General features: G+C 45.5%; 17 protein-coding genes. 8 read left to right on the forward strand and 9 right to left on the reverse strand.

Annotated features, from left to right (window positions below; all coding sequences use genetic code 11):
• Positions 1–26: 26 nt before the first annotated feature.
• Both LMH68_RS17735 and LMH68_RS17740 read right to left on the reverse strand, forming a co-directional pair.
• Positions 27–1,469 carry an N-acylglucosamine 2-epimerase gene (locus tag LMH68_RS17735; protein WP_229647943.1) on the reverse strand — a complete coding sequence of 481 codons (1,443 nt, stop codon included), beginning with the start codon at positions 1,467–1,469 and terminating at the stop codon, positions 27–29.
• Positions 1,470–1,612: 143 nt separating this feature from the next.
• Complete coding sequence (locus LMH68_RS17740) at positions 1,613–2,260, reverse strand: glutathione S-transferase family protein (protein WP_017069761.1); 648 nt, start codon at positions 2,258–2,260, stop codon at positions 1,613–1,615.
• Between the two features lie 98 nt (positions 2,261–2,358).
• Here LMH68_RS17740 and LMH68_RS17745 point away from each other — a divergent pair, with 98 nt between their 5' ends.
• On the forward strand, positions 2,359–3,210 hold the full coding sequence (locus tag LMH68_RS17745) for a LysR family transcriptional regulator (RefSeq protein WP_065584832.1): 852 nt from the start codon (positions 2,359–2,361) through the stop codon (positions 3,208–3,210).
• Here LMH68_RS17745 and LMH68_RS17750 read toward each other — a convergent pair.
• Both LMH68_RS17750 and LMH68_RS17755 read right to left on the reverse strand, forming a co-directional pair.
• Positions 3,179–4,681 (reverse strand): FAD-binding domain-containing protein, encoded by a 1,503-nt coding sequence (locus LMH68_RS17750; RefSeq protein ID WP_229647944.1) that lies wholly within the window; start codon positions 4,679–4,681, stop codon positions 3,179–3,181. The genes LMH68_RS17745 and LMH68_RS17750 overlap by 32 nt on opposite strands.
• A 109-nt stretch (positions 4,682–4,790) precedes the next feature.
• Positions 4,791–6,581: a sigma-54-dependent Fis family transcriptional regulator gene (locus LMH68_RS17755; RefSeq protein ID WP_229647945.1), complete on the reverse strand. Its 1,791-nt coding sequence runs from the start codon at positions 6,579–6,581 to the stop codon at positions 4,791–4,793.
• Between the two features lie 324 nt (positions 6,582–6,905).
• On the opposite strand from LMH68_RS17755, the gene LMH68_RS17760 reads away from it, so the two are divergent.
• The gene (locus tag LMH68_RS17760) at positions 6,906–8,426 is read left to right on the forward strand and encodes an aldehyde dehydrogenase family protein (RefSeq protein WP_229647946.1); all 1,521 of its coding nucleotides are present in this window, start codon (positions 6,906–6,908) and stop codon (positions 8,424–8,426) included.
• A gap of 154 nt (positions 8,427–8,580) precedes the next feature.
• Here LMH68_RS17760 and LMH68_RS17765 read toward each other — a convergent pair whose 3' ends face one another.
• The gene (locus tag LMH68_RS17765) at positions 8,581–9,327 is read right to left on the reverse strand and encodes a FadR/GntR family transcriptional regulator (RefSeq protein ID WP_229647947.1); all 747 of its coding nucleotides are present in this window, start codon (positions 9,325–9,327) and stop codon (positions 8,581–8,583) included.
• Between the two features lie 236 nt (positions 9,328–9,563).
• Between LMH68_RS17765 and LMH68_RS17770 the strand changes: the two genes are divergently transcribed.
• From LMH68_RS17770 to LMH68_RS17780, 3 genes are all read left to right on the forward strand, one after another.
• On the forward strand, positions 9,564–10,817 hold the full coding sequence (locus LMH68_RS17770; RefSeq protein ID WP_229647948.1) for a M20 family metallo-hydrolase: 1,254 nt from the start codon (positions 9,564–9,566) through the stop codon (positions 10,815–10,817).
• Between the two features lie 121 nt (positions 10,818–10,938).
• Positions 10,939–12,330, forward strand: coding sequence for a YfcC family protein (locus LMH68_RS17775; RefSeq protein WP_065584838.1), 1,392 nt, complete (start codon positions 10,939–10,941; stop codon positions 12,328–12,330).
• A 21-nt stretch (positions 12,331–12,351) separates the two neighbouring features.
• Positions 12,352–13,053 (forward strand): DUF1028 domain-containing protein, encoded by a 702-nt coding sequence (locus LMH68_RS17780; RefSeq protein ID WP_065584839.1) that lies wholly within the window; start codon positions 12,352–12,354, stop codon positions 13,051–13,053.
• An 85-nt stretch (positions 13,054–13,138) separates the two neighbouring features.
• Here the strand turns inward: LMH68_RS17780 and LMH68_RS17785 are convergent, their stop codons facing one another.
• Together LMH68_RS17785 and LMH68_RS17790 are read right to left on the reverse strand one after the other, a co-directional pair.
• Positions 13,139–13,876: an NUDIX hydrolase gene (locus LMH68_RS17785; protein WP_229647949.1), complete on the reverse strand. Its 738-nt coding sequence runs from the start codon at positions 13,874–13,876 to the stop codon at positions 13,139–13,141.
• Positions 13,877–14,100: 224 nt separating this feature from the next.
• A complete protein-coding gene (locus tag LMH68_RS17790; RefSeq protein WP_229647950.1) occupies positions 14,101–14,502 on the reverse strand; it encodes a hypothetical protein in 402 nt (133 codons plus the stop codon).
• Between the two features lie 306 nt (positions 14,503–14,808).
• On the opposite strand from LMH68_RS17790, the gene LMH68_RS17795 reads away from it, so the two are divergent.
• Positions 14,809–15,891 (forward strand): aminotransferase class I/II-fold pyridoxal phosphate-dependent enzyme, encoded by a 1,083-nt coding sequence (locus tag LMH68_RS17795; RefSeq protein WP_017061632.1) that lies wholly within the window; start codon positions 14,809–14,811, stop codon positions 15,889–15,891.
• A 77-nt stretch (positions 15,892–15,968) separates the two neighbouring features.
• On the opposite strand, the gene fghA is transcribed toward LMH68_RS17795, so the two are convergent.
• Both fghA and LMH68_RS17805 read right to left on the reverse strand, forming a co-directional pair.
• Positions 15,969–16,808 (reverse strand): S-formylglutathione hydrolase, encoded by an 840-nt coding sequence (gene fghA / locus LMH68_RS17800; protein WP_017061633.1) that lies wholly within the window; start codon positions 16,806–16,808, stop codon positions 15,969–15,971.
• Positions 16,809–16,962: 154 nt separating this feature from the next.
• Entirely contained in the window at positions 16,963–18,111 is a 1,149-nt protein-coding gene (locus LMH68_RS17805; protein WP_229647951.1) for an S-(hydroxymethyl)glutathione dehydrogenase/class III alcohol dehydrogenase, read from the reverse strand.
• 508 nt (positions 18,112–18,619) lie between these two features.
• Here LMH68_RS17805 and LMH68_RS17810 point away from each other — a divergent pair.
• Positions 18,620–20,788 (forward strand): metallophosphoesterase, encoded by a 2,169-nt coding sequence (locus LMH68_RS17810; RefSeq protein ID WP_229647952.1) that lies wholly within the window; start codon positions 18,620–18,622, stop codon positions 20,786–20,788.
• 217 nt (positions 20,789–21,005) lie between these two features.
• On the forward strand, positions 21,006–21,350 hold the full coding sequence (locus LMH68_RS17815) for a DMT family transporter (RefSeq protein ID WP_065584843.1): 345 nt from the start codon (positions 21,006–21,008) through the stop codon (positions 21,348–21,350).
• Positions 21,351–21,887 lie beyond the last annotated feature (537 nt).

A 21,887-nucleotide genomic window follows, 5' to 3' on the forward strand; every position in this document is an offset into this window, starting at 1 on the left:
AGTCCATTTAGAACAAACAACCAACGCTAAGGTCGAATGTTATTGAAACTGACCTTCTGCGTTCCGTCATCTTTATTCAATAGCTCCACCACATCGCCTTGATAGTAATACGGTTCCATTGGCACCTCGCTGTTGGTCGGCCTTGCGTAATGCAATACTGCTGGCTTCGCGTCAACTTGCTGAGCGAACAAATAGCCAATCAGCGCATGTTCAAACTGGTGATAACCGTTGCCCCAATGGAAAGCTTTGGTGCGTTTTGGGTCAAGCCCGACACCGCCGTATTTGTGGTCGACCCATACATCATGAAAGGTCGGTAGGGTGTATTGCAGGACGTCTTTCATTGAACCATCGACAAGCGAAACCGTCATGGCTGCTTGATCAAGCTCCGCCCACTCCCATGATGACGCCCAATTTGTGTTTGGTCTGCTTTGCCAGCCAGTTATCTCTTGTCCTTTCCACGCTTTCTGAAGTTCTTCGCCATAATATTGGGATACACTCACGAAATTTTTCTGATATTGCGCATGAACGAGAGTGTGTTTCATCCCTTTGATGCCAAACTCTTTCCATTCAGAGTTATTCAATGTTTGGCCTGTAAGGTAAGTCATCCAATACGCTTTGATGGTGTGCCCAAAATCGTTGTGATTAGCATTCGGCATCTTGGCGGCTTTGCTGTGAATGGCCCCGTAGAAGCGTTGTTCATCTTCAGAGTGGTAGTGCTCGACCATGGTTTGTGTCAGCCAACTTAGATCATCAAGCCATCTTGTCTTGGTGGGCTCTTTTAGCAGGGGAGCGACTAACAGCATGTAACCGTTAATCTGATCAAGTTGCGCGACCAGTTCACGCTGTGTGGCTTTGCCATCTTCACCATCCGCAAGTACCCAAGCAAGACCGCTGTTGTCGCTAAGTCGATATTTATCAAAGATAAAAGCTTGTTGTGCGATGAGTGCTTCTTCTACCTTTTTGTCTTGAGTCAGGTAGTAGTACATGGCAAGGCCAACTAATGCATACGCTTGATCTTGAGAAGTACGCTGCTGCCAATTTTGGCCTACTTTTCCCTCTTTTGTGTAGCCGATAAAGCCGCCGTTTTGCTTATCTTCTAGCTGATCAATGATGTAGTAGGCTCCTTGCTTGGCAAGCGCTAAAGCCTGCTTATCGCCACTAAGGTGGTAGAGCACGCCATAGGCATAAGTTTGACGTGACTTCATCCGCGTAAACTCTTTGCCAAAGTGTGGCGTGATCCAGCCTTTGTTTAGTTCATGGCACACATCAGAAACATCGAGCAAGGTACCGTCATCACAGCGGAAAGTAGGGAAGTTTCCTACCGGTTCTCCTTGAGCGCTAGGCATTAACCAATAAGGTGCAAGCCCTTCAGTCGCATGGTTGAGCCACTCTTCTCCAGAAGGAAGATGGGCGTTGGCAGATACGGCGAAGCTAGTAATACTGAGTAATGCGATCGTTGCTCGTAACATGATGTTTATCTTAACTATTTGAATTTATTTGAATATAAACAATCACATCTGCACATTGTGATTAGGCGATCACAATCGACCAAATTAATAAGGTTTAGATAAAAGCTCACAGACTAGTGAGCTTTGGAAGGGTGTCTTGTATTTTATACTGGCTTGCCCGCCTCATCTTCTTCAACCACATCGGTTTCTAAGCTTGCCTCTGCCAGCCATTTTTGTATCGATGGACTGTTAAGCACACGTTGTTGATACTGCGATGCCTTTTCGGAAAGTTGTATTCCATAGGTTTCTACGCGCAATGCGACGGGTGCAAACATCGCATCGGCAATCGACCATTCACCAAATAACCATCCCTCTGGGTATTGTTCCATTTGTGCAGACCATATTGCATCAATACGAGCGATGTCTTTCAGTGCGTCTTCACTCAGTGTGAGCTTTCGTTGTGCGCGGCAGTTCATTGGCATTTCATTTCTGACGGCAAAGAACCCAGAGTGCATCTCGGCGGAAATTGCTCGGGCATGGGCGCGTTCTTTCACTGAGCTAGGCCACGCTGCACCGTCCAAATAGGCATCGTTAACGTATTCGAGAATCGCCAATGAATCCCACACCGCAACATTACCATCAACTAGGGTTGGAACCTTGGCCGTTGGCGTCACTTTCGCCAGAGTGTCGTAAAAATCAGAGGTGAACAGCTTGAGCTTGATGACTTCTGCATTCAGGTTGTAGTTGTCGAATATTAGCCATGCGCGCAGTGACCAAGTTGAGTAGTTCTGGTTTCCAATATAAAGCTGCATCGTTGCTTCCTTGCGTTTGGTGGGCATGCATTTGAGATTAGGGGATTGTATTGCGGCGCACTAACGGATAATTTTGATGCAATACATTAACAAAAACGATGGGTGGTGATTTCAATATGGATATTGATGCTTTGCGAGGCTTTCTCGCGTTTGTAGAAACCAGTAGTTTCACTCGTGCAGCGAAACAGATAAATCGCACCCAATCGGCATTCAGTGCTCAGATGCGTAAGTTGGAAGAAGAACTCAACGTCACTCTTTTCCAGAAAGAAGGACGTAATTTAATACTGACTGAAGCTGGCTTAGCGCTGCGATCTCATGCCGAACAGTTGGTGGCCCTTCACAATACCGCACTTAAGCAAGTAAAGCGTTACGAAGACAAACAACCTCTGCGACTCGGCTGCCCTGAAGACTACAATGACACCATTCTGCCGAAAGTGATTCGCCTGTTGCAGAAAGCAGAACCCACCTGTTCAATCCAAATATTCAGCCTGCCCAGCATTACGCTGAGAGAGTGGTTGGATGACGGCAGGCTTGATGCGGCGATTGTCACCCGAGCGCCCGATAGTGAAGAGGGTTACTGGCTCACTCATGATATCGGAGTATGGATAAGCAGCCCTGATTATGTGTTCGATGAGTCTAAACCAGTGCCATTAGCCTTGTTTCAGACCGATTGTAAGTACCACGCCGCGGCAGTGAATGGCTTAACCAAGCAGGGCACGCCTTATCAGTTATTGGCGTGTAGCAATACTGCTTCAGCGCAGCGAGCGATCGTTAAAGCTGGATTAGCCATTGGCGCGATGGGTAAGCTGAGCGTGACTTCAGATTTGAGAATCCTCGATGATATGCCACCGTTGCCTTCGGTCGATATTGTGCTGATCCTAGCGACCAAGCATCACCCGGTATTGGATAAAGAAGTGCTCAATCAACTTGTGGAGTTGGATTCTGATTAGGCTTCTTCTTCGATGGCCTGACATGGCGAACCAAAATACGGCTACGTTCTTGTTTTACCTCAGTCAGTTTTCGCCACGACCATAAACGCACCCGGGCTTCTCTGGCACTAGTGTCGAGATCGACGACTGGGTTCAGGTAAGGGGAATCTGGTTTGAGCTCATGCATCATCATTTCCATAGGCGTCATCTTCCAAGGCTCAAACAAAAGTGGAGTGGGTATGTCTGAAAGTTCTGGCACCCATTTACGAATGAAGTCTCCATCTGAATCGTGCTCTTGCGCTTGCTTAGTCGGATTGTAAATTCGGATAGTGTTGATTCCTGTAACCCCAGCTTGCATCTGAAACTGTGGGTAGTGAATACCAGGTTCAAAATCGAGAAACAGCTGCGCTAAGTGAGTGACGCCATCACGCCAGTCCATATTCATATGATGAGTGAGAAAGCTCACCAGCATTGAGCGCATACGGAAATTAATATAGCCCGTATGATGCAGGCAGCGCATACAGGCGTCGACCAATGGCACGCCTGTTAATCCCGCCTTCCATACCTCCAAACGTGTTGGATCTTTTACCGTCTCATTCTGCAATAACGTCTCGTAGGCGTGGTTGATGCAGCGAAATTCCATCTCGCATTCCGATTCAAACTTCTGCATGAAATGACAGTGCCAATGAAGCCTTGAAGAAAGGGCAATTAGGCTGCGACGAAACCCTGCAACGTGCCAGTGTCCCAACAGATGTTGATAAACTTCACGCAGCGATATGTTGCCCCAAGCCAAATACGGAGATAGGCGAGTACAGGCATGGCGTGACGCTTCTGGGCTTGAGATACTGCGGTAGTAATCGCGACCGCGGCGTTCAAAGAAGTCATGCAAAGTTTCCCAAGCCAGTGCGCTGCCGCCCGTTTGTATGCCGTTACTTTTGGTTAACCATGCTTGTGGAGGATTTATTGCCAAACCAAGTTCTTCAGCATCAAGGGTATACAGCGACTCTGTGGTCAACTGGCTTTGTGCTATGGGAGCACGCATGAGCCTGTTCCAGTGCTTGTCCCAACCGATTCGATCTTTTGACCCTCTTACAACGGCGCCCTGTGCGAACTCTTGCCATGGGATGTTGTGATCTGTAAACCAAGCAGAGAGTTCTCTGTCACGCTCAAAAGTGCAATTTAATCCTATCTCTTGATGAGAGAAGACGTTTTTGATGCGGTAACGAGATTGGATCGCTTTGAAGCAGTCCATCGCACTGCCATGAAGTATTGAAACCTCATGTCCATGCTCTCTTAATGACTGGTTCATGCATTGCAGTGATTGCCAAACAAACCGCCAATGTCGCTCAGAATAGTGGGCATTGTTTAACAGCATGGGTTCGAAAATGTAGAGCAATATCGTTGGGTGTTGATCTGATAAAGCGTGTCGTAAAGGTGCGTGGTCGGTGAGTCTTAAATCGCGCTTTAGCCACACTATGTTGATTGTTTGCATCTGAGCCCTCGTTCGTTTTGAAGCACTACGAGTTAGAGGGCAAAATGTCTCACTAGAAGTGAATTTATTTATTGATAACGAAAGAGCGGGCCAGGATCATCCATGTTGATTATTGGAGGATTCCCAAGCTTTTCAATTTTCGATAAATGGTATTGCGGCTGATACCGAGTATTCTCGAAGTCTTACTTATGTTGCCTTGGTTGGCTTGATAGGTTTGCAGCAAGGTTTCTTCAACGGTACTTCTTAAATCGTTACTCGCTGTACCTTTGGTGGTATTAGGAGGCGTGAGTTGATGCTGATTATCGTGTGCTAATGACGTGAGATGTTGAGCAAGGTGGCTGGGCACATGCTCGAGTGTGAGTTGGGGTTCATCACTTGCTAATAGAGCAGCAACCTTAAGTAAGTTGTCTAATTCGCGGATATTACCCGGCCAAGAATAGGCGCACAGTAAGCTCATCAAGTGCGGGCAGATTGTCTGTTCGTCTTCGGCGTATTTACGATGAATGTGCTCGATTAAAGCGTGCTTGTCTTGTCGGTGTTGTAGGCTTGGCAAGGTGAAGGCTAAGCCATTGAGTCTGTAATACAGGTCTTGCCTAAACTCACCTGTTGCGACTAACTGCTCGAGGTTTTTGTGAGTTGCAGCGATGATCTGACAATCGACTTGATAGCTTTGATTAGAACCAACTGGCACCACGGATTTGTCTTGCAGAACATGCAGTAGTCGGCACTGAGCTTCTAAAGGCATGTCGGCGATCTCATCTAGAAATAGAATCCCTTTATCTGCTTGACGGATCTTACCTTGGAAGCCCTTGTGGCTTGCTCCCGTAAAGGCGCCCGGCGCGTAACCAAACAGTTCAGATTCGATAAGGTCTTTAGGCAGCGCGCCACAATTTACCGCTACCAAGGGCGAAGACTTACGCTGGCTTTGCTTGTGCAGCGCTTTAACAAACTCGCCTTTGCCAACTCCTGTTTCTCCTAAGATCAACAAACTGATCCCTTTATCGATTACCTTGTTGGCTTGCTGCCAAGCGTGTTCGATTTGTTGCTCGCCATGGTGCAAATCACACGATGCTGAAATGGAGCGCGTGCGTTTGGTGGTTGGTTGTTTGAGGTGTTGTTTCTCAAATACAAAAGGCGTGTCTAATGAGGTTCGGTTGAAGAGGGTATCGATACTCTCACCGACGATCGAGGTTTGATCTAAAAGTTGTGAAGCGACTTGATTATGCGCGACTACCTCTCCAGCTTCGTTGGCTATCACAATCCCTTGCCAACCACTATGAAGTAGCGATTTCTCACACGCGAGATCAATGCGAGTCGTGCCTTGTGGTATATGGCTCAATAACTGGTTCTCAACAAGCTGAATCATGTTTTGAACGAGCAGTTGCACCGAACTATCGTGTTGCTGCTGCTCACTGGTAATGTCCAATACGCCAACCATTTGCCCTTTATGATCAAACACTGGGCTTGCTGAACAACTGATAAATCGATGCTGGTGGATGAAGTGCTGTTCACCAATGATAGTCACGGGTTTAGCTTCTACAATCGCCGTGCCGATGGCGTTGGTGCCTTTGAGTTGTTCCTGCCAACACGCACCAGAGCTGAGTGCAATCGAAGTCAGTTTTTCCCTAAACCGCTCTTGTCCCCAACTAGCCAGAATCACCCCTTCAATGTCAGTCAAGATCAAACGACTGTCGGTACGTGCAAACATCTGGTTGAACAGAGGCAGTGCATTGCGCTCGACGATTTGAATCAAGCTCGATGACTGATGACGTCGCTGCTTAAGAATCGACTGTGGTAGGCGAATATCTTCGGGAAGACGTCTCTGTTTTAGTCCCGCTTCTGTGCTGCGGTGCCAAGAAGATGAAAGCCAATCTGATGTGTTTGCTTGTTGAAGGTGCATGACTGTTCCATGTCGTAACAGTGAGAGTGTACCAAATTGGAACAGTTGAACACTGGAGTGGTTTCCATACGGCCGTTCAATGCCAACTCACTTTGGGTTGTAAATGTTTGGTAATCATAGTTTTACAATTTATTAACAACAAGTTTTGAGGTTGTGGCGTGTGATTTGCGTTGTTCTTGTTGTGAAGAAAGCACGAAGTATCAGTGTTTTAAACAGAAAGCATAAACATGGGCGTCTTGTTATGAGTTCTTTTCTCAGGAGAAGTCGCCAAAAAAAGACAGCTCTCGCTCAATAACGAACAACAAATTTAAGAAGGATCTAACTATGATTTACGCACAGCCGGGTAGTGACAATGCAGTGGTGAACTTTAAAGCTCAATACGATAACTTTATCGGTGGTGAGTGGGTGAAGCCTGTCAGCGGCGAGTATTTTGATAACACTTCACCAGTGAATGGTCAGGTGTACTGCCAAGTGGCGCGCTCAACCGAGGCAGACATTAGCTTAGCGCTCGATGCGGCACATGCAGCTCGTGCAAGTTGGGCGGCGACCAGTGTGACAGAGCGTTCGAACATCCTACTTAAAATTGCTGACCGTATTGAAGCAAACCTAGAAGAGATCGCAGTCGCTGAAACGTGGGAAAACGGCAAACCAGTTCGTGAAACTTTAGCGGCAGATATTCCTTTGGTTGTCGACCACTTCCGTTACTTTGCGGGTTGTATTCGAGCGCAAGAAGGCAGCGCAGCCGAGCTCGATTCAAACACTGCAAGTTACCATTTCCCAGAGCCAATTGGCGTAGTCGGTCAGATCATTCCTTGGAATTTCCCAATCTTGATGGCGGCTTGGAAACTGGCACCTGCACTGGCCGCAGGTTGTTGTGTGGTGATGAAGCCTGCCGAGCAAACACCAACATCTATTTTGGTTATGATGGAGAAGATCGCCGACCTTCTACCAGCAGGTGTGGTCAACATCGTGAATGGTTTTGGTAGCGAAGCAGGTCAAGCGTTAGCAACTAGTGATCGTATTGCTAAGTTAGCATTTACTGGTTCAACTGAGGTTGGTCATCATATTCTAAAATGTGCGGCTGAAAGCTTGATTCCATCAACCGTAGAACTGGGTGGTAAGTCTCCAAACATCTACTTCCCAGACATCTTTGATCATGAAGATGAATACCTAAACAAGTGTGTTGAAGGTATGCTGCTGGCGTTCTTTAACCAAGGTGAGGTGTGTACTTGTCCTTCTCGTGTGCTGATTCATGAATCGGTATATGACAAGTTCATTGCGAAAGTGGTCGAGCGTGCTCAAACCATCAAACAAGGTAACCCGCTAGATACAGACACTCAGGTTGGCGCACAAGCCTCTCAAGAGCAGTTCGATAAGATTCTTAGCTATCTAGAGATTGGTCGCCAAGAGGGAGCGAAAGTCCTGACTGGTGGTGAGATTGCGCAGCAGCCAGACGGCCTGGGTAATGGTTACTACATTCAACCAACCATGCTCGAAGGCAACAATAAGATGCGTGTCTTCCAAGAAGAGATCTTTGGCCCAGTTATCGCGGTGACTACTTTTAAAGATGAGGCTGAAGCGCTAGAGATTGCCAACGATACCGAATATGGTTTGGGTGCTGGTGTATGGACGCGTGATGCCAACCTTGCTTACCGCATGGGTCGCAACATTGAAGCGGGGCGTATTTGGGTGAACTGTTATCATGCTTACCCAGCACACGCGGCCTTTGGTGGATACAAGAAATCAGGCATCGGTCGTGAGACACATAAGATGATGCTCGATCACTACCAAAACACCAAAAACCTACTGATCAGCTACGATACTAATCCGCTAGGCTTCTTCTAAAATAGATATGCTTTGGAACGCTCGATCAAGCATTCACTAGAAACGAGTTGGCTAAAACAATCTAAGTAAAGTGAAAAGCAAAACGCCAAGTTCTTATGAGCTTGGCGTTTTTAGTGTGTGCGAGATGTACTAGGTAAGTTGAACGTGCTCGGACTTATTCTTCGGCGATAAAGCTGTTAGCGATTTGTGCTTCTTGTTTAATCATAAGTTGGTGCGCTGTCAGCATATGTTGCTGCATGATTTGTTTCGCTTTTACTGCATCACTTTTGCTCAGCGCTTGTACAAGGTCGCGTTGGCTTTGTACACCGGTACGCCACAGTTTGTGGTTCCCTGGTTCGTAAAGCTTGTGATAAATCGTCAGCTCAGTAAGCATTTGCGCGGTAAAACGTACCACAAACTTTAATAGCTCATTATCTGAATAGCTCGCCAGTAAGCTGTGGAACTCTAGCGATGCGATGTGGTGTTCGCGCTCTTGATAGATATCTTCCGGTGGTGTTTGATACTTGTCGATTTGGTCACTCAGTGCCTGCAGTTGCGACTCGCTTAGTCTCCCCGCCAGGGAAGCCGCGATCTCCGGCTCAAGCGATAAACGCATTTGGTACAAATCTGATATCGAAGTGTTCTTAAAAAACAGGTAGTTACTTAAGAGTGATTGCGCTTTGTTTTCGGTCATCTCACTCACGAACACACCGCCATTCGGGCCGGTTTTGGTCGACAAAATGCCTTGCGCTTCCAAGATTCGCATACTTTCACGAACCGTTCCTTTTGAAGCGTCAAACTTTTCCATGACCTCAAGCTCGTTAGGTAAACGATCCCCAGGCTGAAGTGCTTGTTCAACGATCCAGTTCTTGATCGATTCTGCTAATTCTTGTGTTCTACGTCTCTTCGCGCTTTTTACCACATTATCCTCGCTGGGGTGTTATCCTTACCTATTGAATTCTGACGGAATTCCTCTGAATGTCACCTGTTTTCTTGCCCTAAAAACCCCGGAAAAGTCGGAGTGTGAGTTATGAAACACTCCGATTATTGATCGAATCTTAGTCACAAAATATTTATTTATCATGATAAATAGCTTTTATTTGATATTTATCATGATAAATTGCCTAGGTGTACATGATCAGAATGGAATGATTTTAGATGGGTAAATTCGAAGAAACCGCCAGCTTAACGTGGGAATGGCTAGAGTCTATTGCTCAATGCAGCCAAACATCCGATCCCGATAAAGAAGGGGTTACGCGTTTATGTGCGTCTAAAGAGCATGAAGAGGCAAACCGAAAGCTGCATAAGTGGATGATGATGTCTGGTATGGAGGTTCGAATGGACAATGCGGCTAACTTAATTGGCCTTTACCCAAGTGCTAATCCAGATGCTAAAACACTGATCTTTGGATCACACCAAGATTCGGTGCCTAATGGGGGCAAATATGATGGGATCTTGGGTGTAATACTGCCAATCGCATTGGTTAATTACTTTCACAACAACCAGTTAGAGTTCCCGTTTCATATTGATGTGATTGCTTTTAGTGACGAAGAGGGCACGCGCTTTCAATCGACACTCTTAGGTTCAAAAGCGATTTCAGGCATCTTCGATCCCGCGATGTTGACAGCTGAAGACGCAAACGGCGTAAGCATGCGAGATGCTTTGGTGTCTTTTGGTTGCAATCCAGACCTCATTAGTGAAGACGCTTATGAAAAAGACAACGTTCTTGGCTTTGTTGAACTGCACATTGAGCAAGGCCCACAGTTAGAGCAAGCCAACCTACCTGTAGGGGTTGTGACGGCAATGACTGGGATTGAGCGCCATACCTTGTCGATCATTGGCAAAGCGAGCCATGCGGGCACAGTACCAATGAACCTACGCCAAGATGCGTTGGTAGGTGCAGCTCAAGTGATCCACATGTTTGATCAGCTTTGTAAGCGAGAAGAAGACCTAGTCGGTGTTGTAGGCAAAATTGCTAACTATCCGAATGGCGTCAACGTTATCCCTCAACAAACAGACATTACTATTGAGCTTCGTTCACCAAATGACGCTTCTCGTGTTAAAGCGCGAGAAGAGATGTTGGCAGATATCGATAGCCTGATGAATCAATACAACTTGGCTTACCGTCATGAACAGACTTATGAGCAATCAGCCGTGACTTGTGCTGATTCCTTATCGTCAGTTTTAAGTAACGCGGTAAGTTTGTCGGGTATTACGCCGAAACACTTATACAGCGGTGCAGGTCATGACGGCTTAGCTGTGAGTAAGCTTACCGATATTGCGATGCTGTTTATGCGTTGTACTGATGGCATTAGCCACCACCCAGACGAAGCCATTCTTCAACAAGATTTGGTTGCTGCAGTCGAAGTGTTAAACCACTTCTGTCTATTGATGAAAGCAGAGCAAGAATAAACGATTCGAGATTTTAGTAGCAGTCTTTAACGGTATCTGAACAAAGTTCTGGTTATTGCCTGCTACAAATACCACAGAGCGCAGCTCCCGGGCGCTCCCTATACTAAGGAGAGATTTGGTTATGGATATGACAGAGAAAATGGAAACAGCAGAGAAGAGGGCGTGGTATAAAAACGTACCAGACCCGATGGTTCTTATCTTTTTTATACTGGTAGCCACTTACCTTCTTACTTTTATCGTGCCGGCTGGTGAGTTTGAGCGCGTTGTCGTTGATGGCAGAACAACGGTTGTTGCTGATTCATTTACTTATATTGAAGGTGTTCCATCGGTACATTTCTTCGATATCTTCGTCTCTATTCCTAAAGGGTTGATTAGCGCAGCACCTTACTTGTTTATTGTGTTTATTGCGGGCGGTCTATTCCATATTTTGCAACGCACAGGCGCATTAGAAAATGCCATTGGTGTGGCTGTAAACAAAGCTGGAATTAAAAACCGTAATCTAATCATTACGATAGGCACGTTCATCTATGGTTTCTTTGGTGTAGCGGTTGGCTTTGAAAATAACATCGCCCTAGTGCCAGTTGCGGTCCTGATCTCTGCTGCGGTTGGATACTCGAGCCTAGTTGGCACAGTGATGGCAGTAGGTGGTATCGGCGTGGGTTTTGCTCTGTCACCGATTAACCCGTACACGGTTGGTGTTGCACAAGGTATCGCGGAGCTGCCAATCTTCTCTGGTGCTTGGTTACGTACTGTTATGGTGCTTTCCTCTTTGGCACTACTGTCTTACTACATTTGTTCTCGTGTTACTAAAATGGAGTTCAAAGAGCCTGAAACAGCTGGTGGCCTGAGCAAAGACATCTCTGAATACCAACTCAATAAGAAAGACAAAATGACCTTGGGCGTTTTTCTTATTGGCTTAGGTATCATGCTTTATGGAGTGTTCGCTAACGGTTGGTACATCAACGAGATCGCGGGTCTTTTCTTATTGATGGCGATTGCGATTGGTATCGTGAACGGCTTGGGTGCAAACGCTATTGTGAAGCAGATGATGGAAGGTGCGTCGGGCGTTACCTCTGGAGCATTGGTAATCGGTGTTGCTGCCTCTATTCAAGTGATCCTTAACCAAGCGTCAATTATCGATACCATCGTTAATGCACTGAGTTCATTGATTCAAGATATGCCAATCGCGTTAGCTGCCATTGTGGCGAGTGTGGTTCAAGGCATCATCAACTTATTCATTCCTGGTGGTTCTGGTCAGGCGATGGTGACCATGCCGATCATGATTCCGGTTGCTGACTTAGCAGGTATGAGTCGCCAGCTGATGGTTACTGCATTCCAAGTAGGTGATGGCCTAACAAACCTTATTGTACCAACCTCTGGCGGCACGCTAGCGATGCTTGCGCTGGGTCGAGTCTCTTACGAGCAGTGGTTGAAGGCGATTGTGCCATTTATGTTGGTGGTTTATGCCCTATGTTGGGTGGCGCTGTTCATTGGACAAATGATTGGTTACTAGTTTTTTTGGTGTTGAACATCTATGACAATTTCACTTATTCACGTTAACCCAAATACCGGTTTGTCGGCTTCTATCTCTGCGACAGGAGGTGTGTCTGTCGGAGGCTATGTAAACCATAGCTGGCGAGGTGTCGGGGCGTGTGCAACTCAAGGGTTATTTACTAACCCTTGGTATGCAGACAAAGCGCGTGAGTTATTTATTCTTGGTAAGACGGCTGATCAGGTTGTCGAGTCTTTAAAAGCGGGCGATGCCGAATATTCAAAGCGCCAATGTATGGTGATGGATAAAAATGGCGACAGCGCTTTCATTCATGGGGATGACAACATCCCTTATGTTGGCGCGATTGCTTATCCTACGATTGCCGTTGCTGGGAACATGCTAGAAAGTGACAAGGTTTTACAGGCCTTTTCAGACAGCTTTATCGCTCAAACGACGCAGAATCCGAGCTCAATCTTAGAAGATGACTCGCCTGTTTATAGAGATAACTATGAAGCAGAGCTACCAGAAATATTGATAACAGCCTTGGAAGCAGCGTTGCAAGCGGGAGGAGATAAACGAGGAACTTTTTCCGCATCACTCCGGGTAGAAAGTCTGACTAAAGCGCCGATTGATATTCGTGTTGATTGGGCTGATGGGTGCTTAATTAGTGAATTACGAAAAGTGCTGGGGCGTGTCCGCGAGGCAGGCTTTCAAGATTTTCTAAACAATCTACCAAACCATTAATGATGAAGGTTTCATCGAAATAAAAGCCAAGTGAGATTCAAATCACTTGGCTTTTTTGTTTTGCAATCTTTGAGACGACTGTGCGTTAGTGCTTCGAAAAGAAAATTTCTGGCTTATGAGTTGGACCTGAATTGCCTTCGAGTTGAGTCAGCTGCAAACCTTGTTTGCCGACCAAAGAAGCGACCATCTGACGGTTGAACGGGTAGCTGTCGGGGTTGTTAATGTACTCTTCAACATCAATCCATTTAGCTTCTGCAATTTCATCTGTGTCTTGAATCGCAATCTCTTGAGTTTGAGCGATAAGGTGACAAACAAAGTAGAGGTTAGACTTTCCGAATTGATACGGGTGTCTCGTCGCCATGCCAACCACAGAAACGAACGTTGCCTCGATACCGGTTTCTTCCAAGGTTTCACGAACCACCGATTCTTCAATGCCTTCACCCAACTCAATATGACCGCCCGGTAATTTGTAACCCGTCATGCCGTGCTCTTTGATCATCAGAACTTGATTGTGTTCGTTAGTGATTAACGCACCAGCACCCAAGGTGTGGGTCGGAATGAAAGGCACAAACTCTACAATCTCGGATTTGTGGATCAGCGTAATCTCGTCTTCTAAGCAGTTGTGAAACACAAAGCCAAGCTCAGTCGCCACCGGAATAAGGTGCGAGAGTGAAATAGGTAAGCTAATCCAAATAATGCCTTTGCTATTCTGCTTTGAAAATTCGGTGATCTCGCTGAGTTCGGCATTGAATGAGTCAACATCGTGAGGGGCTGTTGCTGGGTCAATGATGATGCCGTTAAATTTGTCGAGCGTAAATTCCACGGGTGATCCTTTATTATTTTGATTTATTGGGCGTCGAGCATGGTCTGAGCTTATCGTATCTAAAGAGCTTATAACACCTTGAGAGCAAGGGCAGCAGTGAATCAAAAGTAGGCAATGCAGTTTATGTCGAACGGGTCGGGATAAGTGGAGGGTGTTGCTAGAAACAAAAACTGCGCTTGGAAGCCAAAGCGCAGTTTTAAAATGAGGTTTATTGCAGTTCGATTTTAATGAATATAGTTCGCGTTAATACTCACGTACCAGTGTTGAAGCTTGCCATCAGATTTCTTGATCCACAAATCGTTGGTGTAGCTATCAATCTTGCCGTTAACCGTAAGGTTGAATGTGTTCTCGTCGAATTCGCCAAGCTTCACGAACTGGTCCGTGGTAATCAGGAATGGGTCCATGTCGTCTACACCAACCACATCTGAAATCACATAGTAGTGGTAAGTCAGCGGCTTGCTCGCATCATTCGGGTTGCTGCGATACGCAACAAGCTTGAATGGTTCCGTTAATGGAACGTCGAGCGTTTGCTTGTCCATGGTCGCTGGAATTGGAATAAACAGCCAAGCGGTAAACAGACCGCTCAATAAAACCATCAGGAAGAAAAGAGTCTTAATTGCTTTCATAGCAACCTTCAAAATATGGGGGATGTTAATGGGGCTATGGTAACTAGGGAGAGTAAAGATGCAAGCTCTGTTATTACCCTATCTTATCTCAGCTTAATCTAGCGCAAAGAAAGCGGTTCGGTTAACTCGAAATGTAAACACGAGTGCTTAACTCTTGATTATGGCTTAAGAGAATTCGTTATTTGAACCAATCTTGGTTTTTAACCAGTCTCTCGAAACAAGGCGAAGAACTGTCGCGAAATGACCTATATAGATAAAATTCAGTACGATAAGAATAGCGCATGAATATTTTTTGAGCGTTTTCTTATGCATTTAAATCCACGGTTAAGTGGCGAATACCATTCTTATGTCGATCACTCATTTCGTATCGATTGTTCACTTGGCTCCAATCCATTTGGCGCACCAGAAATTCCTGAACATGTGATCAAAGATATTATCTACGGTATTGATAAGTACTATTGCCACAGGGAGCTTTCGGAGCTGACTTATCTGACTCGCCAGTTTATTGGGATTGAAGATTGTCGTATTACGTACACCACGGGCTCTCTTGGGGCGCTAGAACTTATCTTCAATAAACTTATCGATCACAACAATCGCACCATGATAGGCATTGGCCCTCAGTTTGTTGAAGCAGTATCAGAGTTCACTTTGGTGGGCGGGAAGTACCAGTCCATCAACATGTTTGATTATCAAAACGAGTCGGATCTGTTCGGTGTGTTGGCATCAAAAATAAGCAGTCAAAATCCTGCCTTGGTGTATATCGATAATCCCAACAACCCAACGGGTCGAATCTACGACAGAGCTTATCTGGTCGAGATAGCGAGAGTATGTGAGCGTTCTGGCGCTATTTTGATTGTCGACGAGGCATATGGTGAATACCTGACCCCTGAGCAGTCTATGCTCGATCAGACCTTAGTCTTGGACAACTTAATAGTTTTACGAACCTTTTCTAAAGGTTTAGGGCTCGCTGGGATTCGACTCGGTTACTTAGCCAGCAGTGAAAACCTGACTTCTGCAATCGAAGCTGCGGTGAGTGTGTTTACGCCGACTTACCCCTCAATAAAAATCGCATCGGCGACCTTACCCAATGCAAAACACTTCTTAGAAATGAACCGCAGCAAAACTGAATACTTTAAGCAGCAAATGATCGGCTTGTTGTCTGAGAACAATATTGAGGTGGTTGGCACGTCAATATCGACGCCCATTATGTTGTTGAAAAAGAGAGGAACTCACCTTTCAAAGCTATTTGAGAGTATCGGTATTAAGACATGTTCGGGTGTCGATTTTGCTATTACGTGCGACGCGATGACTGAAGAGTATGTTCGATTACGAATTGTTGGCAATGATATAGATTTAGAAGCGTTAAAGCAGCGTATTAAGCAGTTATAAAAGCAACCGTTATAAAATCAGTAGGCATAAAAAAGCCCGCACCTTGCGTTTACAAAGTGCGGGCTAAATTCATCTGGCTACTTGTTTAAGTAAGCAGCGTGGAACTCAATGTGTTCATCAATAAAGCTAGAGATGAAGTAGTAGCTGTGGTCGTAACCAGGCTGCATACGTAGATCTAAATCGGCATTGGTTACCTTAGCGGCTTCGACTAATTGCTCAGGTTTAAGCTGTTCAATCAGGAAGTTATCGGCTTCACCTTGGTCGACCAACATTGGCAGTTTAGTGCCTTTGGTTTTTAGAAGCTCAGAGGCATCGTAGTGTTTCCACTCTTCAATATCCAAGCCTAGGTATTGGTTGAAGGCTTTTTGTCCCCAAGGGCATTGCATTGGGTTGGTGATTGGGCTGAATGCAGAGATAGAACGGTAGCTATCTTCGTTTTTAATGCCAATCGTTAGGGCACCATGTCCGCCCATGCTGTGACCAGAAATCGATTTTACGGATGTAACAGGGAAGAACGACTCAATTAATGCAGGGAGCTCTGTTACCACGTAATCGTACATGTGGTAATGGCTGTCCCATGGCGCTTGAGTGGCATTCACATAGAAGCCTGCACCTTGGCCGAGATCGTAATTTTCATCGTCGGCAACACCTTCGCCACGTGGGCTAGTGTCTGGTGCAACAATCGCGATGCCTTGCTCAGCCGCGGCTTTGAAAGCGCCGGCTTTTTGCATGAAGTTTTCATCGGTACAGGTTAAGCCTGACAACCAATACAAAACAGGAACTGGGTTTTCTTTGCTTGCGTTAGGTGGCAAGAAAATCGCAAAACGCATGTTGCAGTCAAGCGTTGCAGAAAAGTGGGTGTATTGTTTGTGCCAACCACCAGCAACCTTTGCTTGGCTAATGTTTTCGATTGTCATCTATTGTGCTCCGTTAGGTTGATGGTTTGGGAGTAAATTTGTCTATATTACATAAAGTTTCACCACCCACCGGGCAGGAGGTGGTGAAGACAGTTTGTTGCTATTCATTTGTAGCTGTGGCCTCGATGCTCGAAAGAATCGAGGCCAAGATGTGTTACTTATCCATGTGTAGAACAGTACGGATAGATTCACCTTTGTGCATTAGGTCGAATGCTTCGTTTACGTCTTGCAGACCCATTGTGTGAGTGATGAACTCTTGAAGGCCAAACTCACCCGCCATGTAACGGTTTACGATTTCTGGAAGCTCAGAGCGGCCTTTAACACCACCGAAAGCAGAGCCACGCCATACACGACCAGTCACTAGTTGGAATGGACGAGTTGCAATCTCTTGGCCAGCACCTGCGACACCAATGATGACTGATTCGCCCCAACCTTTGTGACAGCACTCAAGTGCTTGACGCATCACGTTTACGTTACCGATACACTCGAAAGAGTACTCAACACCACCGTCTGTCATCTCAACGATAACGTCTTGGATTGGCTTGTCGTAGTTCATTGGGTTGATGCAGTCAGTCGCGCCAAGTTGTTTCGCTAGCTCGAATTTGCTCTCGTTGATATCAACACCGATGATGCGGTCAGCACCAGCCATGCGAGCACCAATGATTGCAGAAAGACCGATACCACCTAGGCCGAATACAGCAACGTTGTCGCCTTTTTCAACTTTAGCTGTGTTAAGTACCGCGCCCATACCCGTAGTTACACCACAACCTAGAAGACAAACTTCTTCAAGTGGTGCTTCTTTGCTTACTTTCGCTAGAGATATTTCTGGAAGTACTGTGTACTCAGAGAAAGTAGAGCAACCCATGTAATGGAAAATTGTTTCGCCATTGATAGAGAAGCGGCTTGTACCGTCTGGCATTAGGCCTTTACCTTGCGTTTCACGAACCGCTTGGCATAGGTTAGTTTTACCAGATTTACAGAACTTACATTCGCCACATTCAGCTGTGTAAAGTGGGATAACGTGGTCGCCAATCTCAACACTTGTAACGCCTTCGCCGATCATCTCAACGATACCACCACCTTCGTGACCAAGAATTGAAGGGAAGATACCTTCTGGATCGTCACCTGATAATGTGAATGCGTCAGTGTGACAAACACCAGTAGCAACGATGCGAACTAGAACCTCACCAGCTTTAGGAAGTTGTACATCAACTTCTTCCATTTTTAGTGGCTCGCCAGCTGCCCATGCAACCATTGCTTTTGATTTGATATGCGTTTGACCAGGTTTAATTTCGATTGTCATTGGATGTTTCCTATATGTCAGTACAGCGGATAACTGTGCAATTAAATTCAACCCGTTAAGCGTAGTTGAGCTTAATTGTTTCCGCTCTCTCGTTTTGTTGGAGCTAGTATAGGTGTGAGTGCATGTTTTGATAATCCCCTTAAATAGAAAATGATTATTACTTATTTGTAATAATAAGTATGGAGAGCTGATCTGTTTTCCCTGTGATTACTTTATTCGGATCGAGCCGGTTTTTGATGGAGGGCTACTTATTCAAATAGTCGGAATGCATAGTTGTCATTGATGTTTGAGGGGTTGTCTTATGGCGGCTTATATATTAATAACTGATTCGTACGATAGAGTCATCAATACTCATGATCATTACTAACTAATTGAATTTTAAGGATTGAAGCAATGTCGCATAAGCACTCTGTATGCGACGTTTTGTAAGATATCAGAAACAATAGTGTCATTTTTCTCATCTAATCTCCTCGCCAAATTTTGAGTTCTAACTTTTTGGGAAGAGAAAATGAAAAAGAGTACATTGACCGTACTGTCAGGCTTGATAGCAACAGCTTTGGTCGGTTGCAATTCAAGTTCGCCAAGTGATGACAGCGGCAATATGGATAGCGCAGTGCAAGTGGCGTTCATGCCTGATATCCATTTCCATGATGTTTACGGTGATTTTCAGGATGGCTCGTTCGCAGGGTTGCCGAATGCAATCAGTGGTAAGAATGCAACGATCAGAACGATGGAGTCTCAGATGAACTCTACCCGTCTATTCAACGAAAACTATTTCGCGATGATCGCAGCGCTTGATGATGTGGTTGAGCGCGGAGTGAAGTACGTAGCACTGCCGGGGGACTTCAGTGACGACGGTCAGCCAGTACATATGCGTGGATTAGTGAGCATTTTTGACCACTATCGTGACACGTACGGCCTTGAGTTTTTTGCAGCGCCTGGCAACCACGATCCAGTGAGGCCATTTACTATACCTGCGGGTAAGTCGGACTTTTTGGGAGAAGGGGGTAAGAACCAACGTATTTATAGTCGGGGTAAGGAAGAGTGTGTTGGCTATGAAGATGAGTGGACAACCATTCCCGGTGACGGCGATAACCTAGCAACCATCTGTACTGAAGAAGTGCGTGAGTGGGGCTATGAAGAGATCATGAGTATCCTTGGTACTCACGGCTTCTACCCTCAGCAAGATTATCTCTACTTTGAAACCCCTTATAGCAGTGCGCAAGCTCGTACCAACTACAGCTATGAATTAGCGAAAGAAGAAGCAGCTTTTGATAAGCGCATGTACGAGATCTGTTATGAAGGAACAGGTGGTAGTTATAAAGAGAATGGCTACTCAAGTTGTTCTGAAGTGCCGGATACCAGTTACTTAGTCGAGCCAGTCAAAGGCTTGTGGCTGTTGGCCATTGACGCGAATGTTTATCGCCCTAAAGAAAATTCGTCTGATAGCTCTGTAGACGGAAACACGTTTGATGGATCAAGCAGCGCTGGCTACAACATGATGCTGACTCACAAAGAACATGTGATCGATTGGATCTCTGATGTAGTAAAAGCAGCCAAAGAGCAGAATAAGACGCTTGTTTCCTTCTCGCACTTCCCAATGACAGATTTCTACAACGGTGCCTCTGAAGAGATTGAAGATCTGTTTGGTGAAGGAAGCCATCAACTGGCTCGTGAACCAGATGACAATACTAGTCGTACACTTGCTGCAACAGGATTGAATATCCACGTTGGCGGTCATATGCACTTTAACGATACTGGTAAGAAAAGCTTCAATATCGATGGTGTTCAGCACACGCTCTTTAATATCCAAGCGCCATCGTTAGCGGGTTACATCCCAGCTTACAAGCTGCTGAACATTCGCCCTGATAACCAAATCGAAGTTGAAACTGTGGTTATCGATCAAGTTGAACGTTACAACGAACTATTTAGTCACTACGAAGAAGAGCATGAGTACTTAACAGCAAACGCAAGTAATGAGGAAGAAGAAGCTAAGATATGGGATATCAATATTCTTGATTCAAAGAGTTACTATGAACTCACCGACTGGCATATCCGTGAATTAACGCGCTTGCGTTTCCTTCCTAGTGATTGGCCAATCGAAATGCGTGAAATGATCATGCACATGAACGGTGAAGAGATGATGATCATGTCTCAACTAGAAACGCAGTTCACGGTTTGTCAATTAGCTGACAAGTTGGGTTATCCAGTTGAAGGCTGCACTGCAAATGGTGTCGTTGATGAGGAACAGTTCCAGAAAGATTGGCAGGCAGCCAAAGTAGAAGCTGAGGTTTTGGCAACTACTGAGGGGTTAAGCTTAGCTGACTTTGCAGAGTGGAGTGGTGAGCTACTAGCAACCGATTTCTACCGACTACGTAATGCAGACGAACTGGCGTTCCGTGATATCGGTGAAACACAACTACGCCAATACGAACTGCTAAGCCGCGAGCTTGCCGAGTTTGGTGGCACAGTGGATTCAGAGCTAGGTGATCTTGGCCAATATACAGTGGGAGAGGTATTCCGCTCTCGTTTCGGTAGCTTGTTCGTGATTCTTGAAAAATTCGCAACAGGCCAAGCAAGTGACCACTTCTTGATTGATATCGACCAGCAAACCCTGACCGATCTTAAAGGTGAAGTGAAGCGCGATATCCTAAGAGGCTCAACGTCTGCAAATTAAGCGCTTTTGCCGATTAGATGATTAGATGATTAGATTGATGAAGGGTCTGCTAGCCACGAATTAGTGGGCTCTTTTTTTGTCTAAGCGTAGGTTTAATCGAGAATTACACCTAAGAATTTTTAAGGTGCATCATAATAATTACTTGCTGAAAATCGCATGAATCGGAAATAAAACTACAATATTCTGAGCGCCGTATTTTATTGTTGTGGACTTAAACATGCTTTTATCTCTCTCGCCTCCTGTGATGCTGTCACTTGCCATTGTATTTGAAGTTGTCGCGACTTCTCTATTGCCTAAAACGCAGCAATTTACTTCTTTGCCCGCGACTGCCGCAGTGCTAGTCGGTTATGGCTTTGCTTTCTATCTGTTGTCTCTCACGGTTCAAACTATGTCTTTAGGTGTGGCATATGCGGTTTGGTGTGGGGCAGGGATAGTGCTAGTCGCAGCGCTGTCTTGGCTGGTCTACGGGCAAAAACTCGATATCTTTGCGATCATCGGTATCGCTTTGATTTTGGTGGGCGTCGTGATTATTAACTTGTTTTCGACGTCGGTGAGTCATTAGGGGCTAACTCGCTTTTGCCCCTAAATTGGTTTAGCCAAAAAGTCTGCATTCACAGTCGAGTGGTTTTTGGCCTAATAGAACTAATCTGACACCCAAACTCAAAAAGAACGTAAACTGGGTATCAGAGTGCAGTTCTTAGTTCAAAGCAACTCGATGACTTTTGCTCTACAAACCGATCTTAAAGCGTCACAAACCTACAAGGCGTTATGGAAGCATACCGCCTTGATCAAGTGTCTAAAATCTTCGCTAAGAGCGTTTGAGGTGGTCTGAGGGCTGTTTCTGATAGCAAACGCGCACATTTACCATAATAGGAATAATGAACACCTAGTTTATGCACTAACTTTGTTATTATCTATGCCTTAATTTTTTAGCGTTTTTAGGTCTGATATGAAAAAAATGGCAAAATTCAGAGTGATATTTTTACTCTTAGCAACCTCGATGTTGTCAGCTTGTGTGTATACATCCAATGTTGATTATGTGCGTATTTCGGTGATTGCGATCGCCTGTTTCGGTTTATTCCGATCACCAGATCCTACC

This window comes from Vibrio sp. F13 (assembly GCF_020806305.2).
GTDB lineage: Bacteria > Pseudomonadota > Gammaproteobacteria > Enterobacterales > Vibrionaceae > Vibrio > Vibrio crassostreae_C.

Excerpts from the sequence above, each read along its gene's own strand:
- LMH68_RS17735 (WP_229647943.1), bottom strand. The coding sequence starts at position 1,469 with ATGTTACGAGCAACGATCGCATTACTCAGTATTACTAGCTTCGCCGTA.
- LMH68_RS17740 (WP_017069761.1), bottom strand. The coding sequence starts at position 2,260 with ATGCAGCTTTATATTGGAAACCAGAACTACTCAACTTGGTCACTGCGC.
- LMH68_RS17745 (WP_065584832.1), top strand. The coding sequence starts at position 2,359 with ATGGGTGGTGATTTCAATATGGATATTGATGCTTTGCGAGGCTTTCTC.
- LMH68_RS17750 (WP_229647944.1), bottom strand. The coding sequence starts at position 4,681 with ATGCAAACAATCAACATAGTGTGGCTAAAGCGCGATTTAAGACTCACC.
- LMH68_RS17755 (WP_229647945.1), bottom strand. The coding sequence starts at position 6,581 with ATGCACCTTCAACAAGCAAACACATCAGATTGGCTTTCATCTTCTTGG.
- LMH68_RS17760 (WP_229647946.1), top strand. The coding sequence starts at position 6,906 with ATGATTTACGCACAGCCGGGTAGTGACAATGCAGTGGTGAACTTTAAA.
- LMH68_RS17770 (WP_229647948.1), top strand. The coding sequence starts at position 9,564 with ATGGGTAAATTCGAAGAAACCGCCAGCTTAACGTGGGAATGGCTAGAG.
- LMH68_RS17775 (WP_065584838.1), top strand. The coding sequence starts at position 10,939 with ATGGATATGACAGAGAAAATGGAAACAGCAGAGAAGAGGGCGTGGTAT.
- LMH68_RS17780 (WP_065584839.1), top strand. The coding sequence starts at position 12,352 with ATGACAATTTCACTTATTCACGTTAACCCAAATACCGGTTTGTCGGCT.
- LMH68_RS17790 (WP_229647950.1), bottom strand. The coding sequence starts at position 14,502 with ATGAAAGCAATTAAGACTCTTTTCTTCCTGATGGTTTTATTGAGCGGT.
- LMH68_RS17795 (WP_017061632.1), top strand. The coding sequence starts at position 14,809 with ATGCATTTAAATCCACGGTTAAGTGGCGAATACCATTCTTATGTCGAT.
- fghA (WP_017061633.1), bottom strand. The coding sequence starts at position 16,808 with ATGACAATCGAAAACATTAGCCAAGCAAAGGTTGCTGGTGGTTGGCAC.
- LMH68_RS17805 (WP_229647951.1), bottom strand. The coding sequence starts at position 18,111 with ATGACAATCGAAATTAAACCTGGTCAAACGCATATCAAATCAAAAGCA.
- LMH68_RS17810 (WP_229647952.1), top strand. The coding sequence starts at position 18,620 with ATGAAAAAGAGTACATTGACCGTACTGTCAGGCTTGATAGCAACAGCT.
- LMH68_RS17815 (WP_065584843.1), top strand. The coding sequence starts at position 21,006 with ATGCTTTTATCTCTCTCGCCTCCTGTGATGCTGTCACTTGCCATTGTA.